At 74.1% G+C, this 16,255-nt stretch carries 13 protein-coding genes; 12 read left to right on the forward strand and 1 reads right to left on the reverse strand.

Annotated elements, in window-relative coordinates:
• Nucleotides 1-204: 204 nt before the first annotated feature.
• Both AC060L_RS15700 and AC060L_RS15705 read left to right on the forward strand, forming a co-directional pair.
• Nucleotides 205-2,940, forward strand: a complete 2,736-nt coding sequence (locus tag AC060L_RS15700) for an outer membrane protein assembly factor BamB family protein (RefSeq protein ID WP_483799361.1) — start codon at nt 205-207, stop codon at nt 2,938-2,940.
• A gap of 297 nt (nt 2,941-3,237) precedes the next feature.
• Nucleotides 3,238-4,350, forward strand: coding sequence for a S1C family serine protease (locus AC060L_RS15705; protein WP_483799519.1), 1,113 nt, complete (start codon nt 3,238-3,240; stop codon nt 4,348-4,350).
• A 79-nt stretch (nt 4,351-4,429) separates the two neighbouring features.
• Here AC060L_RS15705 and AC060L_RS15710 read toward each other — a convergent pair whose 3' ends face one another.
• Nucleotides 4,430-5,644, reverse strand: a complete 1,215-nt coding sequence (locus AC060L_RS15710) for a sensor histidine kinase (RefSeq protein ID WP_483799362.1) — start codon at nt 5,642-5,644, stop codon at nt 4,430-4,432.
• A gap of 366 nt (nt 5,645-6,010) precedes the next feature.
• Here AC060L_RS15710 and AC060L_RS15715 point away from each other — a divergent pair, with 366 nt between their 5' ends.
• From AC060L_RS15715 to AC060L_RS15760, 10 genes are all read left to right on the forward strand, one after another.
• Complete coding sequence (locus AC060L_RS15715; protein WP_483799363.1) at nt 6,011-6,427, forward strand: NADH-quinone oxidoreductase subunit A; 417 nt, start codon at nt 6,011-6,013, stop codon at nt 6,425-6,427.
• Nucleotides 6,418-7,062, forward strand: a complete 645-nt coding sequence (locus tag AC060L_RS15720; RefSeq protein ID WP_483799364.1) for an NADH-quinone oxidoreductase subunit B — start codon at nt 6,418-6,420, stop codon at nt 7,060-7,062. The genes AC060L_RS15715 and AC060L_RS15720 overlap by 10 nt, the downstream gene beginning before the upstream one ends.
• A 5-nt stretch (nt 7,063-7,067) precedes the next feature.
• Nucleotides 7,068-8,156 carry an NADH-quinone oxidoreductase subunit C gene (locus AC060L_RS15725; RefSeq protein WP_483799365.1) on the forward strand — a complete coding sequence of 363 codons (1,089 nt, stop codon included), beginning with the start codon at nt 7,068-7,070 and terminating at the stop codon, nt 8,154-8,156.
• A 2-nt stretch (nt 8,157-8,158) separates the two neighbouring features.
• Nucleotides 8,159-9,115: a complex I subunit 1/NuoH family protein gene (locus AC060L_RS15730; RefSeq protein WP_483799520.1), complete on the forward strand. Its 957-nt coding sequence runs from the start codon at nt 8,159-8,161 to the stop codon at nt 9,113-9,115.
• A 50-nt stretch (nt 9,116-9,165) separates the two neighbouring features.
• Complete coding sequence (locus AC060L_RS15735) at nt 9,166-9,690, forward strand: 4Fe-4S binding protein (protein WP_483799521.1); 525 nt, start codon at nt 9,166-9,168, stop codon at nt 9,688-9,690.
• Entirely contained in the window at nt 9,687-10,400 is a 714-nt protein-coding gene (locus AC060L_RS15740) for an NADH-quinone oxidoreductase subunit J family protein (RefSeq protein WP_483799366.1), read from the forward strand. Before AC060L_RS15735 ends, AC060L_RS15740 begins: the two co-directional genes overlap by 4 nt.
• Nucleotides 10,401-10,405: 5 nt before the next feature.
• The gene (gene nuoK / locus AC060L_RS15745) at nt 10,406-10,813 is read left to right on the forward strand and encodes an NADH-quinone oxidoreductase subunit NuoK (RefSeq protein WP_483799367.1); all 408 of its coding nucleotides are present in this window, start codon (nt 10,406-10,408) and stop codon (nt 10,811-10,813) included.
• Nucleotides 10,810-12,810 (forward strand): NADH-quinone oxidoreductase subunit 5 family protein, encoded by a 2,001-nt coding sequence (locus AC060L_RS15750; RefSeq protein ID WP_483799368.1) that lies wholly within the window; start codon nt 10,810-10,812, stop codon nt 12,808-12,810. Before nuoK ends, AC060L_RS15750 begins: the two co-directional genes overlap by 4 nt.
• Nucleotides 12,811-12,910: 100 nt before the next feature.
• Entirely contained in the window at nt 12,911-14,521 is a 1,611-nt protein-coding gene (locus AC060L_RS15755) for a complex I subunit 4 family protein (protein WP_483799369.1), read from the forward strand.
• A gap of 12 nt (nt 14,522-14,533) precedes the next feature.
• Entirely contained in the window at nt 14,534-16,213 is a 1,680-nt protein-coding gene (locus AC060L_RS15760; protein ID WP_483799522.1) for an NADH-quinone oxidoreductase subunit N, read from the forward strand.
• The last annotated feature ends 42 nt before the right edge of the window (nt 16,214-16,255 follow it).

Raw genomic sequence — 16,255 nt, forward strand, 5'->3', positions numbered from 1 at the left:
TCAGATCATGCTCTCGGGGCGGGAACGGACGAGCCGTCCGACCCGGTGGCGGGACCCGGTCGCGCGACACGGCCGGGTGGCGTGGGCGGGGGGAGATTGGCTCAGACGCCAGGTGCATTGGACAATCAACTCCGGCCCCCGTGGGGGTACCTCCCGGCCGAAGGCCGGGGGAGGGTGGCGTGCGGACGGGGAGGTGGCAGCCGAGTGGACCAGCTGACGGCGCAGGATCCGAGACGGATCGGGCCCTTCGAGGTGCTCGGACGCCTCGGCGCCGGTGGGATGGGGCTGGTGTACCTGGCACGGTCGGCCTCCGGCCGTCGGGTGGCGATCAAGACGGTGCGCGGCGAACTCGCCGAGGACGAGCTGTTCCGGGTCAGGTTCGCGCGCGAGATCGAGGCGGCCAAGACGGTCGGCGGCTTCTACACCGCCGCCGTGGTCGATGCGGACGCCGACGCCCGGGTGCCCTGGCTGGCCACCGCGTACGTCCCCGCGCCCTCGCTGGAGGACCTGATCGGTGAGACCGGACCGCTGCCGGTGGACGCCGTGCGCTGGCTGGTCGCCGGGATCGCCGAGGCGCTGCAGTCGATCCACGCCGCCGGGCTGGTGCACCGCGACCTCAAGCCGTCCAACGTGCTGGTGGTCGAGGACGGCCCGCGGGTGATCGACTTCGGGATCGCCGCCGGGGTCTCCAGCTCGCGGCTCACCATGACCAACGTCGCGGTGGGCACGCCCGCCTACATGTCGCCGGAGCAGGCCCGGGACAGCCGCAGCGTGACCGGCGCCAGCGACGTGTTCTCGCTCGGCTCGCTGCTGGTCTTCTGTGCCACCGGGCATCCGCCCTACCAGGGCGGCAACCCGGTCGAGACGGTGTTCAAGTTGCTGCGCGACCAGCCGGACCTGTCCGGACTGCCGGTCGAGCTGGTGGACCTGGTGCGGGCCTGCATGCGGCCCGCGCCCGAGCGCCGGCCGACACCCGCGCAGATCCAGGCGGAGCTGGCCCCGCACCTCTTCTCGCGGGACGACGCGGGCGAGCAGGCGGGGGACTGGCTGCCGCCGGAGGTGCTGGACCTGATCGAGCACAAGCGCGGCCGGCGGCCGGGCGCCGCCGGTCGCGCGGCTGCGGCCGCCGCGGCGGCCGCGCCTGTTGCACCCGTTGCAGTGCCGCCAGGGCCGGCGCCGGTCGGGCCGCCGGTGCAGCCCGAGCCGTACCGGCCGGCGGGGGTGCCCGGCCAGGGCGGCGCGCCGGACGCGCGCTGGTCGCCGCCGCCGGCCGCCCAGCCCGAGCCGGCTCGGCCGCCGCGCCCGGACCGGGTGGACCCGCGGACCGGCGCCCTGGGGCCGCTCGGCAGCACGCCGTCCGGTCGCACGCCGTCCGGCCGGCCACAGCCCGGCCGACCGGTCGGCGGCCCGGCATCCGGCCCGCAGGTGCCGGTGGGCCAGGTCCTCGGCGGTCCGACGCCGGGCGTTCAGGGTTCGGGCGTTCAGGGTGCGGGTGTTCAGGGTGCGGGCACTCAGGGGTCGGACGCCCCGGCCCCCGCAGTCGCGGGCCCGGGCGCCGAGGTGGCCACCGCCAAGCTGGGCGCCCGCCGGCACCGGCGCGACCCCGCGCAGGAGGTGCACCTCTCCGGGGCCTCGGTGCGGATAGGGCCGGGCCCGCAGGCGCACGGCTCGGAGCCGTCCCTGGCCGCCGGCCCGGCGCCCGCCGAGACCGACTGGGTGCGCCGCAGTGGTGCCGCCACCGGTGCCGCGGTGACCAGCGCCGCCGTGGGCGGTGCGGTCGCCGGTGCTGCCACCCCGACCGGTGCCGCCCACCCGGCCGCCGGTGCGCCGCCGCAGGGGCGGTGGCGGCCGTGGCGGTTCCGGATGTCCAACGACGTCTTCGGCACCCCCGTGGTCGCCGACGGCACGCTCTTCGTCTCCAGCTTCGAGGTGCACGCGCTCGACATCGCCTCCGGCCGCCGCCGCTACAAGACCCGTGACGTGGCCTGGGCGACCGCCGTCGACGCCGGGCGGCTGCACGCCGCTGACGGCCCGCACCTCTACACGGTGGACGTGGCCGACGGCACCGAGCGGTGGCACAACTCGCTGGACGGCTGGGTCTACTCGCTGGACGCCGCCGACGGCGTGCTCTGCTGCGGGCTGCGCGGCGGCGGGGTGCAGGTCCGCTCGACGGCCAACGGCGCCGAGCTGTGGCGGGCCGACGACGCGCAGCAGGACTACGAGAACCCGCAGTCCGGCCCGGCCCTGGCGGCCGGCGCGGTCTACTACTACGGCGGCGGGCGGCTGCGCTGCGTGGACGCTCGCGGCGGGCTGCTGCGCTGGACCTGCCCGGTCGGCGAGGACGTCCCGTCCCGCCCGACGGTGCGCGGCGGCGTGGTCTACGTGACCGCCGGGACCAAGGTCTACGCGCTGGACGCGGTGACCGGCGTCCAGCGCTGGCGGTTCGAGGCGCCGGTGGTGCTGTTCACGCCGCCGACCCTCGACGACTCGGCGACCCCGACGGTCTACGTGGCCGACTACCTCGGCACGCTCTACGCGTTGGACGGCGCGTCCGGCCGGGTCCGCTGGCAGGGGCGGACCGCCAGCCGGCAGGGCGCCGAGCCGGTGGTGCTGGCCGGGCGGACCGCGCTGATCGCCAGCGGCGACACGCTCTACGCCTTCGACACCGCCGACGGCCGCGAGCTGTGGCGGTACGCCGCGCGCGGTGAGATCGTCGGCGCCCCGGCGGCGGCCGACGGGCTGGTGCACGTCGGCAGCCGGGACCACTCGCTGCACACCCTGGAGCTCGCGAGCGGCCGGCTGCGCTGGGAGCTCGGGACCAAGGGCGAGCTGACGGGCTCTCCGGTGGCGGTCGGCGGACGGGTCTTCGTGAGCAGCAAGGACCGCTGCGTCTACGCCCTCGACGCTGCCTACGGCACGGCGGTACCGGACCACCGCTGACGCCCCGCCGCGCAGCACACCCGCCGCGTCGCCGGCCTCCGCCGGGCCTGGGCGCGCGGCGGGCCGGCCGGACCGCCTCGGCGGGCCCGTACGCGGCCGCCCGGGGAGCGTGTCCCGGCTCCGGCGCGCCATTGACGGCGAATCGGATATATCGGTGCAATGCTGGCGAAAATCGGCTCCGCAGCCCGGGCCGGCTCCGGCGCGCCCCGCACCGGGACCAGCGGTGGCCGGGGCCGGCCCGCGCGTACGGAACCGGAGGCAGCCCAGGTGCACCGCACGAAGGACAACAACCGCCCGATCCCGGCCGGTCCACGCCCCACTGGTCCCAAGGCCGTCGCAGTCGAAGCCGCCGTCCTGCTCTGCGCCGCCCTGGTGCTGACCGGTTGCACCAGCAGCAAGTCCTCCTCCTCGTCCTCCTCGTCCTCCTCCTCGCCGTCCGCCGCCGGCACGGCCGTTGCCACCGCCACCGGAGCCCCGGCCGGTGACCAGCTGCAGAGCGACTACCAGCGGGTGATCGCGAACGCGCTGCCCTCGGTCGTCCAGATCACCACCGCCTCCGGACTCGGCTCCGGGATCGTCTACGACGACAAGGGCGACATCGTCACGAACGCCCACGTGGTCGGCACCGCCACCACGTTCCAGGTGAGCCTGGCGAACAGCACGGCGATGCTGGACGCCTCACTGGTGGGCAGCTATCCGGACTCCGACCTCGCGGTGGTCAAGCTCAACAGCCCGCCCGCCGGGCTGCGCCCGGCCACCTTCGGGGACAGCAGCAAGGTCGAGCTCGGGCAGATCACGCTGGCCATGGGCAGCCCGCTCGGGCTCACCAGCAGCGTGACCGAGGGCATCGTCTCGGCGACCGGGCGGACCGTCACCGAGCCCAGCGGCGGCGGCTCGCCGGGCGCGACCATCGGCAACATGGTGCAGACCTCGGCCGCGATCAACCCGGGCAACAGCGGCGGCGCGCTGGTGAACCTCTCCAGCCAGGTGATCGGGATCAACACGCTGGCGGCGGTCGACCAGGAGACCAACAGCAGCGCCGCCCCGGGCATCGGCTTCGCGATCCCGAGCGCCACCATCACGAACATCGCCGACCAGCTGATCAAGAACGGCACGGTCACCAACTCCGGCCGGGCCGCGCTGGGCGTCACCGCGCGCACCTACTACGGCAACAACTACCAGCCGGCCGGCGCGCTGGTGGTGAGCACCACCTCCGGCGGGCCCGCCGCCTCGGCCGGGCTGCAGGCCGGGGACGTGATCACCCAGGTCGGCGACACGCAGATCACCACGCTCAGCTCGCTGACCACGGCGCTGGCCTCGCTGACCCCGGGCGACAAGGTCACCGTCACGTACAGCCGCAACGGCCAGACCATGACCGCCAACGTGACCCTGGGGACGCTCAGCGCCTAGGCCTATAGGCCGGTCCGGCGGCGGCACCGCGCAAGGGTCACCGCCGCCGGACCGCTTCCCTCCGTCCCCGGCGTCAGCGTCAGCGCGGGCGGGCGGCGGCCCGGGTGTGCCAGGGCAGTTCTATGGTCACCGCGGTCGGACCGCCCTCGGGGCTCTCCACCACGAAGACGCCGTCCACCGCGCGGATCCGTTCGGCCAGCCCGGCCAGCCCGCCGCCGGGCCGGAAGCCGCCGCCGGGCGGGACCGCGCCGCCGCGCCCGTTGTCGCCGACCTGGAGCATCAGCCGGTCGCCGGAGCGCCAGGCATCGACCGTGGCGCTGGTCGCGCCGGAGTGCTTCGAGGTGTTGGTCAGCAGCTCGCTGACCGTGAAGTACGCGATGCCCTCGACGGCCGAGTCGGGGCGCTCTGCGGTGCCGTCCGGACCGGTCAGATCGACCTGGACCTGCACCCCGCCCGGCACGGTGCAGCGGGCGGCGACCGCGGAGAGCGCCGCGTCCAGCCCGCGGTCGGTGAGCACGGCCGGGTGGATCCCCCGGGCGAGATCGCGCAGTTCCTGCAGCGCCAGCTTCACCTCGCCGTGCGCCGCGCCGAGCATCCGTGCGGCGTCCTGCTGCTCCTCGGTCAGCTCGGTGTCCAGCAGCTTCTCCTTCGCCAGACCGAGGTCCATGGCCAGCGCGACGAGCCGGGCCTGCGCGCCGTCGTGCAGGTCGCGCTCGATCCGGCGCAGGTCGGCGGCGGCGGTGTCGACCACCGCGCCGCGGTCCTCCTCCAGCTCGCGGACCCGGACCGAGAGCGAGTCCGGGCCGAGCAGCAACTCGACGAGGAGTCGATGCCCGACTGAGAGCCACCGGACCGCCCAGGGCACCAGCGGCCAGCCGGCGATCAGCAGCGTCAGGGTGAGCGAGAACGTCAGGATGCCCCAGGGCAGCATGACCAAGCAGAACAGCGCCGAGCGCCAGCTGACCCCGTCGGTGAGCGAGGCGATCACCCGGCCCGCGACCCCCGGCCGGGTGGGCTGCAGCGGCTCCGGCTCGGCCATCTCCAGCTCCAGGCTCTGCCGGGCGCTCTGCCTGGCCACCGCGCCGAGCCACCGGCAGGTGCGCAGACCGAGCGCGAGCAACGGCAGCCCGATCACCGTCACGGTCAGCGAGGCGCCGACCGTGAGCAGGGTGAACGTGCAGATGAACGCGGCGATGCCGAACGGCAGGTTGAGCAGCTGGAGGCGGACCGCACGCCACAGCTGGGCGCCGTAAGGGGAGCGGGCGTCGTGCCGCGGCTCGCGCAGGGGCTTCATGGGTGTGCCGTCCGTCCTCTTCGTGGTGCGGGGGTCGTAGCGGGTGGTCACAGCGGGTCCGCTGGCTCCGGGTGGAGCTGCGGGGTACCAGCTTGGCGGGTGCGGCGGGCCCCGCGCACGGGTGCTGGGACGAGTCTTCACCTGGGGATAACCCCACCTTCGCGGCGGCGTCCGGGCCCCGCTCCGGAGCCGGCCTGGGGACGTGACGTTGTCCACGGGGCGTCTTGCAGGTCGGGCAGGGTGCGGGTGCCGCGGAGCGGTGGTCTTAGACTCACGCCATAGCGAGGTTATGGATGTGTAAAGACATGCGGTGACTCCGGCTCTGCGAGGCCGGGCGCACCGCACGGCCGATGTGGAGGCGAACGCATGGAGGGCCCCCGGGCCGCCGCTCTGGCGGCCGACCCAGCCATGGGCAGCGGCTACTTCGACGCCTACGCGGCGGTCGGTCTGCTCGCGGTGATCGGCGTGCTCTTCGTCGCGGTGGCCTTCACGGCCAACCGGCTGCTGCGGCCGGTGGTCTGGTCGCCGGAGAAGCTGCTGACCTACGAGTGCGGCGTCGACCCCGTCGGCGAGGGCTGGGCGCACACCCAGGTCCGCTACTACGTCTACGCCTTCCTCTATGTGATCTTCGCGGTCGACGCGATCTACCTCTTCCCGTGGGCGACGGTCTTCGCCGCCGCGGGGTACGGCATGGCAACGCTGGTGGAGATGTTCATCTTCCTCGGCTTCCTCGCGGTCGGGCTGCTCTACGCCTGGAAGAAGGGCGTTCTGGAATGGACGTGACCCACTCGCACGGCAACGCCGCGCACGGCTCCGGGGGCCCCGTCCCGCTCGGCCTCCCCGATCCGGCCACCCCGGGCCCGGGAGCGCTGGAGCAGCGCCGGCTCGGTCCGCTGGCCCGGCTGGCGCCGGACCCGGTCAAGGTGGTGCTGAACTGGGGCCGCCGGTACAGCCTGTGGTGCTTCAACTTCGGTCTGGCCTGCTGCGCGATCGAGTTCATCGCGGCGTCCATGGCCAAGCACGACTTCATCCGGATGGGTGTCATCCCGTTCGCGCCCGGACCCCGCCAGGCTGATCTGATGATCGTTTCGGGCACCGTGACGGACAAGATGGCCCCGGCCGTGAAGCGGCTCTACGAGCAGATGCCGGAGCCGAAGTACGTGATCTCGTTCGGCGCCTGCTCCAACTCGGGCGGACCGTACTGGGACTCGTACTCGGTCACCAAGGGCGTCGACCAGATCATCCCGGTGGACGTCTACGTGCCCGGCTGCCCGCCGCGGCCGGAGGCGCTGCTGCAGGGCATCCTCAAGTTGCAGGAGAAGATCGCCGGCGAGTCGCTGCCGGAGCGTTTCGCCGCCGCCCCCGCCGTCGGTGCGCTGCGCCGCCCGCTGGTGCCCGGACCTGGTGGTGTGCAGTGAGCACGGTGGACGTGGAAACGGTCGAGCCCGAGCAGCTGGCCGCGGCGATCGGGCCGTGGGCCACGGCCTCGCGGGCGTACCGCCTGCTGACCGTCGAGGTGCCGGCCGAGCACTGGATCGAGGCGCTCACCGCGGCCCGGGACGGCCTCGGGCTGAGCTTCTTCGACTGGCTGAGCGCGGTGGACGAGCTGGCCGAGGGCTTCTCGGTCTGCGCGCACCTGGCCGGCGTCGGTGGCGCCGACGGGCTGCCGCACCTGCTGCTGCGCACCCGGCTGCCGCGCGAGGGCGCCGCGCTGCCCACCGCGGCGGGCGTGTACGCCGGGGCCGGCTGGCACGAGCGCGAGACGCACGAGATGTTCGGCATCGACTTCACCGGCCACCCGCACCTGGTGCCGCTGCTGCTGCCGGAGGGCTTCGAGGGGCACCCGCTGCGCAAGGAGTTCGTGCTCGCGGCCCGGGTCGCCAAGGCCTGGCCGGGTGCGAAGGAGCCGGGCGAGAGCGACCACGGCGACGGGCCGGCGCGGCGCAAGATGCAGCCGGCCGGTGTGCCGGACCCGAACGAGTGGGGCCCGCTGAAGGGCACCCTGCCGCCGGTGGCCGAACGCCCCGCGCGGGCCGCCCGGGCACCGCGCGCCGGTGCCGCGGGTGCGGCTGCCCCGGGTGCGGCGGCGGCCGCCGCCGGCGAGGGCGCGGCGCGCCCGGTGCGGGCGGACCGGCCGCGGCGGACCCGCAGCATCACCGAGGGCTCGGCGAGCCAGGCGGCCGCCGCCGCGGCGGCACCGGCCGCCACACCGGCGGAGGCACCGGCGGAGGCGGGCAACGCCGACGCAGCTGCTCCGGCTGCTCCGGCCGCTCCGGCCCGGGTGACGCGGACGCAGAGCTCGGACGCGCCCTGGCACGCCCCGGTACCCGCGCACGGGCCGAAGGAGGGTGAGCCCGGATCAGCCGACACCACGTCAGCCGACAGCGCCGCTCCCACCGAGCCCGCTCCCACCGAGCCCGCTCCCACCGAGCCCGCTCCGGCGGAGCCCGCTCCGGCCGAGCCTGCTGAAACCCCCACCGAGCCCACCACCCAGGACGGAGACGGCGCGTGAATCTGCTCGACACGCTGCTGCGCTGCGCCGCCGCACTGGTCGTCCTGCTCACCTTCCCGCTGATCGTCGGTCAGACCGAGCACAAGGTGATGGCCCATATGCAGGGCCGGCTCGGCCCGATGTACGCGGGCGGGTTCCACGGCTGGGCGCAGCTGGTCGCCGACGGCGTGAAGTTCTCGCAGAAGGAGGACATCGTCCCGGCCGGTGCCGACCGGCGGGTCTTCCAGCTGGCACCCGCCGTCGCGCTGCTGCCGTACCTGCTGGTGCTGCTCGCCGTCCCGGTCGGCCCGAACGGGTTCGTCGGCGTGGCGATCGACGCCGGCATCTTCTTCGTGCTCGCGGTGATGGGGATCGGCGTGCTCGGCGCGCTGATGGCCGGCTGGGCCTCGGCGAACAAGTTCTCGCTGCTCGGCGGCCTGCGGACGGCGGCCCAGCTGATGTCCTACGAGCTGCCGATGCTGCTGGCCGGCGCCTCGGTGGCGATGGCGGCCGGCACGCTCTCGCTGCCCGGGATCCTGAACGCGTTCCACTGGTGGTGGATCCCGTGGCAGGCGATCGGCGCGTTCGTCTTCTTCACCGCGGGGCTGGCCGAGCTCCAGCGGCCGCCGTTCGACATGCCGGTGGCCGACTCGGAGATCATCTTCGGTGCCTACACCGAGTACACCGGCCTGCGGTTCGCGCTCTTCCTGCTCGCCGAGTACGCCGGGATCGTGGTGCTCTGCGCGCTGACCACGGTGCTCTTCCTCGGCGGCTGGCACGGCCCACTGCCGCACCAGCTGGGCTGGCTCTGGACGCTGCTGAAGACCTTCGCGCTCGCCTTCGTGGTGATCTGGGCCCGGGTGACCTTCCCGCGGCTGCGCGAGGACCAGCTGATGCGCTTCGCCTGGACCGTGCTGATCCCGCTCGCGCTCCTCCAGCTCGCCCTGACCGGCATCATCAAGGTGGCGATCTCCCAGTGAACCTCCCCGGCTCCGGCCTGGCCAAGGGCCTCGCCGTCACCCTGCGGACGATGACGCGCAAGACCGTCACCGCCCAGTACCCCGACGTGCAGCCGCACCTGCCGCCGCGCAGCCGCGGTGTGATCGGGCTGCTGGAGGAGAACTGCACGGTCTGCATGCTCTGCGCCCGTGAGTGCCCGGACTGGTGCATCTACATCGACTCGCACAAGGAGACCCTCCCGGCGGTCGACCCGAACGCGCGCGCCCGCACCCGCAACGTGCTGGACCGCTTCGCCATCGACTTCTCGCTCTGCATGTACTGCGGCATCTGCATCGAGGTCTGCCCGTTCGACGCGCTCTTCTGGTCGCCCGAGTTCGAGTACGCGGAGACGGACATCCTGGAGCTGACCCACGAGCGGGAGAAGCTCCGCGAGTGGATGTGGACCGTGCCGGCCCCGCCGGCGCTGGACCCGGCCGCCGAGGAGCCCAAGGAGATCGCGGCGGCCCGCAAGGCCGCGGACAAGCTCGCTGCCGCGCAGGCCGCTGCCGCTGCCGCCGCCGCAGAGACTGCGGAAAACACGGGTGATGCCTCGTGAGCGCGCTGCTGCTCGCCGCCACCGGCTCGCTGACGCCGGCCGCTCGCGGCTTCCTGTCGCCGACCGGGGTCGAGATCGTCTTCGTGCTGGTCGGCCTCGCCGTGCTGGGGGCCGCCGTGATCTCGGTGACCACCAAGCAGCTGGTGCACGCCGCGCTCTGGCTGGTGGTCGCGCTCGGCGGACTGGCGATCGAGTTCCTGCTGCTCACGGCCGAGTTCGTGGCCTGGGTGCAGGTGCTGATCTACCTCGGCTCGGTGGTCGTGCTGGTGCTCTTCGGGCTGATGCTCACCAAGGCGCCGATCGGCCGCTCGCCGGACGCCGACTCGGGCAACCGCTGGGTCGCGCTCGGCGTGGCCCTGGCCGCCGCGGGCACGCTGGTGACGCTCGTGGTGGACGCCTTCCGGACGTCCTGGATCGATCTGGGCGCGGGCGGCGGCAGCGCCGCCGTGACCGGGGCCAGCCTGTTCCGGAACTGGGTGCTGCCGTTCGAGGCGCTCTCGGTGCTGCTGCTGGCCGCGCTGGTCGGCGCCGTCGTGCTGTCCCGCACGTCCGGCGCGGGCGGGCCCAGGCCGCGGGCCGGCAGGCTGCGCACGGCGCGTCCGAACGGCCGTCCGAACGGTGGCCCGGCCGTGGCCCGTCCGGTCCGCACGACCGCGGCTCCGCAGGCCGTCGCTCCAGACCCCCAGCGCCCGCCGCAGCAGGAGAGCTGACCCCGATGCACCTCGCCTACCCCGCCGTCCTCGCCGCGCTGCTCTTCAGCATCGGCGTCTACGGCGTGCTCGCCCGGCGCAACGCCGTCCTCGTCCTGATGTCCGTCGAGCTGATGCTCAACGCCGTCAACCTCAACCTGGTCGCCTTCGACGCCTGGCTGCGCGACGCGCTGCACGCCGGGCAGGCGCTCACGCTGTTCACCATCACCGTCGCGGCCGCCGAGATCGGCCTCGGCCTGGCCATCGTGCTGCTGGTCTTCCGGACCAGGGGCACGGCCGACATCGACCGGCTGACCGCGCTCGGCGACCGCTTCGCCGAGGTCCCGGCCCAGGCCGACGCGGCGGCCGCCGGCTCGGCGCCGACCGGTGAGCAGCCCGCCGGCGCGCTGTCGAAGGGGCAGGCCCACTCGTGAACATCGCCCTCACCGCCCTCGTCCCGGCGCTGCCCGCGCTCGGCGCGGCCGCGATCTTCGCGACCGGCCGCCGGGCCCCCGGCCTGGTCAAGCCGCTGGCGATCCTGCCGGTGGCCGTCGCGGCCGTCCTGGCGCTGGTCACCGCGCTGCAGCTGGGCACCGGCCGGACGCTGGACGCCGCGACGCAGCTCACCCCGACCGGTGGCCCGGACATCTCGCTCGCGATCCACCTGGACGGCTACACCTCGCTGCTCACCGTCCTGGTCGGCGTGGTCGCCACCTGCGTGCAGGTCTACTCGACGGCCTACCTGCGGGAGGATCCGCGCTACCCGTCCTACGCCGCGCTGGTCTCGCTCTTCACCGCCGCGATGTTCCTGGTGGTGTACTCCGGCGACCTGATCGTGCTGCTGGTCGGCTGGGAGATCATGGGCATCTGCTCGTACTTCCTGATCGGCCACCACTGGGAGACCGCGGACGCCCGGTCGGCCTCGCTGAAGGCCTTCCTGGTCACCAAGCTCGGTGACGTGCCGTTCCTGATCGGCATCTTCGTGCTCGCCCAGGACGCCGGGACGTTCCGGATCAACGGTGTGCTGGCGGCCGCCGCGCACGGGCAGCTCACCCATCCGACGCTGGCCGCGCTGCTGCTGCTGGGCGGCGTGGCGGGCAAGAGCGCGCAGTTCCCGTTGCACACCTGGCTGCCCGACGCGATGGCCGGCCCGACTCCGGTCTCCGCGCTGATCCACGCCGCGACCATGGTCGCGGCCGGTATCTACCTGGTGGCCCGGCTGCTGCCGGTCTTCCTGCTCTCCGGCGCCGCGCTGGTGGTGCTCTCGGTCATGGCCGCCGTGACGATGATCGGGTCGGCGCTCTGCGCGCTGGCCCAGGACGACATCAAGCGGGTGCTGGCCTACTCGACCGTCGGCCAGCTCGGTTACATGGCCGGCGCGCTGGCGGCAGGCGACCGCGAGGCGGCGGTCTTCCACCTGGTCAGCCACGGTGCGTTCAAGGCGCTGCTGTTCCTCGCGGCCGGCGTGCTGATCCACGCGGCGCACACCAACTCGCTCTCCGCGATGTCCCGGCTGCCCGGGCTGCGCGACCGGGTGCCGGACGCCCGCTGGACGCTCGGCATCGGCCTGGTGGCGCTGGTCGGGCTGCCGCCGTTCTCCGGGTTCTTCAGCAAGGAGTCGGTCTTCTCGGCCGCCGAGCACGCCGCCGACGGGGACGCGCTGACCAACGGCGTCGGCTCGGCCGCCGGGGTGCCGCAGGCGGCCGGCTGGATCGTGCTTATCGCCGCCGGGCTGACCGCGGTGCTGACCGCCGCGTACGCGACCAGGCTCTGGCTGCTCGCCTTCCCGAGCCGGTCCGCCACCGGTGCTGCCGGTGCCGGCGCTCCGGCCGAGCCGGCGGAGCCGGGCGCGCCCTACTCGCCGGAGCTCGACGAGGCCGACCCGACCCAGGCCGAGCCGCCCGCGATGCGCTGGCCGCTCTGGGTGCTGGCGCTGCCGACGATGGCCTTCGGCATCGCCGGGGTGCGCACCGACTGGCTGCCCGCGCTGCTGGACGGCGGCTCGCTGCGCCCCTCGCTCGCCACCGCCGTGATCGGCACCGGCCTCGCGCTGACGGGTCTGCTGATCTGTTACGCCGCCTGGCGGACCGCCACGGCCCGCGCAGCGCAGGCCGGGCAGTCGCCGGCCACCGCGGCCGTCGCCGACCCCGGCCGGCTGCTGCTCGGCCCGCTGTACGGGCCGGCGCAGCACGGTTTCCACGTCGACCGGCTGTACAGCCTGCTCTTCGTCCGGCCCACGGTCGCCGCCGCCGAGCTGGTCCGGTTCCTGGACCGCGAGGTGGTCGAGGGCTACGTCCAGGGCTCGGGTGTCGCCGCCCGGATGCTCGGCTGGGTGGTCCGCCGGAGCCAGACCGGCAACGCGCAGACCTACCTCAGCGCGCTGCTGGCCGGTGTGGTGCTGATCGCGGTCTTCGTGGCGGTGGGCACATGAGGCACCGCCACCCCGGCACGAGCCGGCAGCCGATGTCCGTCCAGCCCCGTTTGTCCGTCCAGCCCAGCTTGTCCGTCCAGCCCAGCCCAGGGAGCCACCGATGAACGCACTCCTCATCGCGCTGCTGCTGGTTCCGCTGCTGGGCGCCGCCGCCACGCTGGCGCCCGCCACCGTGTTCGGCCCGGACCGGCCGACCCAGGAGCGCCGCGCGCTGCGGTTCAACACGCTGGTCACCGGCCTGGTGCTGGTGCTGGCGATCGCGCTCGCCGCCGGCTTCGACCACGCGCACCCGAGCCGGATGCAGGCCGTCACGAACACCGCCTGGATCCCGGCGATCGGGGTGCGCTTCCACCTCGGCGTGGACGGCATCTCGCTGCCGCTGGTGGTGCTCACCGCGCTGCTGACCTTCCTGTGCGCGCTCTACTCGACCAAGCGGCTGCCGGGCGCCAAGCCGCGGCCGGGTGGCTCGGGCTCCGCCATGGACACGGGCGAGGACGCGGGCGACGCCCCGTCGGCCCGGGTCTTCACCGGGCTCTTCCTGCTGCTGCTGGTCGGCATGCTGGCCACCTTCCTGGTGCTGGACCTGCTGCTCTTCTTCCTCGCCTTCGAGATCGTGCTGATCCCGATGTACTTCCTGATCGCCCGCTGGGGCAGCGGGGCCAAGGTGCCGGCCGCCAACCGGTTCATCCTGTACACGCTGCTCGGCTCGGCCGTGATGCTGCTCGGGTTCCTGCTGGTCGGCCTCAAGGCCGGCACCTTCGACATGACGGCGCTGGCCGCCGCGCACGGCCACGGCCTCTCGCACTCCACCCAGGTGATCGCCGCGCTGGCGATCGGCCTCGGGCTCGCGGTCAAGGCCCCGGCCTGGCCGCTGCACAGCTGGCTGCCCGACGCCCACACCTCGGCCCCGACGGTCGGCTCGGTGCTGCTGGCCGGCGTCCTGCTCAAGATGGGGACATACGGTCTGGTCCGGGTGCTGCTCCCGGTGGTGCCGGACGGGACGGCCACGCTGGCGCCGTACCTCGGGGCGCTGGCCGCCGTCGGCATCGTCTACGGCTCGCTCGCCTGCCTCGCGCTCGCCCGCCAGGGCCGCAAGGGCGACCTGAAGCGGCTGATCGCGTTCTCCTCGGTCGGCCACATGGGCTTCGTCCTGCTGGGCATCGCCACGCTCACGCCGGTGGGCGTGAACGGCGCGCTCTTCGCGAACGTCGCGCACGGCCTGGTCACCGGCCTGCTCTTCTTCATCGTCGGCTCGCTCAAGGACCGGTACGGGACGGCGGACCTCGACACCCTCGCGGGTGAGACGGGGGCCGCGCTGTACGGCCGGGCGCCGCGGCTCGGCGCGCTGCTGGCTTTCGCCGCCGTGGCGAGCCTGGGGCTGCCCGGGCTCGCCGGGTTCTGGGGCGAGCTGCTCGCGATGTTCGGCTCGTTCCACCCGGCGGCGGGCCTGTCCCGCCCCGCGTTCCTCACCTACCTGGTGCTGGCCGGCCTCGGCACCCTGCTGACCGCCGCCTACCTGCTGGGGGTGGTCCGCCGGGTCTGCATGGGCGACCCGACCAGGCCGGCGGTGGCCGAGCCGGCCGAGCTGCGCCCGTACGAGGCGCTCAGCTGGACCCCGCTCGCCGCGCTGACGCTGCTCGCCGGGCTCTGGCCGGCCCTGCTGCTGGGCCTGTCGAATCCGGCCGTCAAGCAGCTGCTGGCGGGTGGCTGACCGATGACCAGCATGCTCGCCGCGCTCTCCACCGTCGCCCACCACCTCCCGGGGCAGCCAGCCGTGAACACCGTGTCAGCCGTGAACACCCTGCCAGCTGTAAAAGCCCTGTCGCCTGCCACCGCGGAGCACCTCGCCGTGGCGAACCCCGGTGCGCTGATCCAGTCCGTCGACTGGGTCGCGATCGCTCCGCCGCTGATCGCCGGGATCGCCGCCCTGGTGGTGCTGCTCGCCGACCTGCTGCTGCCCGAGGCCCGCAAGAAGCTGCTCGGGCCGATCACCGTGGTCGGCCTGCTGCTCGCCCTGCTCTCGCTGCTGCCGCTGACCGGCGGCCGGCCGCGGGCCACCTTCTGCATCGCGAGCGTGTCGAACGCGGTGGGCGGCAACGGCGGCTGCTCGTACGTCGCCGACCACTTCGCGCTGGTCTTCCAGCTGCTCGCGCTCGGTGGCGCGCTGATCGCCGCGCTGCTCTCGCTGCACACCGTCCGGGAGAGCAGGCTGCCGGCCGGCGAGTACTGGTTCCTGCTGCTCAGCAGTGCCACCGGCGCCGCGCTGCTGCCCGCCTCGCGCGACCTGGCCACGCTGGTGATCGCGCTGGAGGTGGTCTCGCTGCCCTCCTTCGCCCTGGTCGGCCTGAAGCGGGACGGGCGCGGCGGCGAGTCGGCGCTGAAGTTCTTCCTCTCCTCGGTGACCGCGACGGCCGTGATGCTGCTCGGCGTGAGCTTCGTCTACGCGGCGACCGGCAGCCTGCACCTGGCGGCGATCGCGGACGGCCTCGGCCACGCGCCGGCGCAGCTGAAGCCGCTCGCCGAGGCCGGTGCGGCGCTGACCCTGGTCGGCTTCGCGTTCAAGGTCGCGGCCGTCCCGTTCCACTTCTGGGTGCCCGACACGTACACCGGCGCACCGCTGCCGGTGGCCGGCTACCTCTCGGTGGTCGGCAAGGCGGCCGGCTTCGCCGGTCTGGCGCTGGTGACCAGCCTCGCGTTGCGCCCGTACGGGCACACCTGGGGTCTGCTGCTCGCCGTGCTGGCCGCCGTCACGATGACGGCCGGCAACGTGGCCGCGCTGCGCCAGCGCAGTGACTCGGCGCAGGGCGCGGTCCGGCTGCTGGCCTGGTCCTCGGTCGCCCAGGCGGGCTACCTGCTGGTTCCGCTGGCGGCGGCCGGGTACGCCGGCTCGGCGCACCCGCTGGGCGCGACGGTCGCGTACGCGCTGATCTACGGGCTGGTCAACCTCGGCGCCTTCGGCTCGGCCGCGGTGGTGGCGCGGACCAGCCCGGCCAACCGGCTGGACGACTACCGGGGACTCTTCGCCCGCAACCGCTGGGCGGCGCTCGCGCTGGGCTTCTTCCTGCTCTGCCTGGCGGGGCTGCCGCCGGGCGTGGTCGGCCTGTTCGGCAAGGTGGTGGTCTTCCGGGCCGCGGTGGATGCCGGTCTCGGCTGGCTCGCGGTCGTCATGGCGGTCAATGTGGTGATCGCCCTGTACTACTACCTGTTCTGGTTGGCGAAGCTCTTCCAGCCCGCCGCCGATGCGGGCCTGGCCGAGTCGGGTCCGGCTGTGTCGGCCGACCTGGTGAGCGGGCGGATGCCCGGCTCGCTGGCCGGCACCCTGGGCCTGACCGCCGCGGCCGCCGTGGTGCTCTCGGTCGCTCCGCAGCTGGTGCTCCAGGTGGTCAGCGGCAGCCTGTTCTGAGCCCTCCCGGGCCGGTCCCCGCATCGACCCCTGCATCGACCC

This window comes from Kitasatospora sp. NEAU-69 (assembly GCF_057158765.1).

Coding starts and splice junctions, on each gene's coding strand:
- AC060L_RS15715 (WP_483799363.1), top strand. CDS start 6,011: ATGGAGGGCCCCCGGGCCGCCGCTCTGGCGGCCGACCCAGCCATGGGC.
- AC060L_RS15735 (WP_483799521.1), top strand. CDS start 9,166: ATGACGCGCAAGACCGTCACCGCCCAGTACCCCGACGTGCAGCCGCAC.
- AC060L_RS15755 (WP_483799369.1), top strand. CDS start 12,911: ATGAACGCACTCCTCATCGCGCTGCTGCTGGTTCCGCTGCTGGGCGCC.
- nuoK (WP_483799367.1), top strand. CDS start 10,406: ATGCACCTCGCCTACCCCGCCGTCCTCGCCGCGCTGCTCTTCAGCATC.
- AC060L_RS15710 (WP_483799362.1), bottom strand. CDS start 5,644: ATGAAGCCCCTGCGCGAGCCGCGGCACGACGCCCGCTCCCCTTACGGC.
- AC060L_RS15720 (WP_483799364.1), top strand. CDS start 6,418: ATGGACGTGACCCACTCGCACGGCAACGCCGCGCACGGCTCCGGGGGC.
- AC060L_RS15760 (WP_483799522.1), top strand. CDS start 14,534: ATGCTCGCCGCGCTCTCCACCGTCGCCCACCACCTCCCGGGGCAGCCA.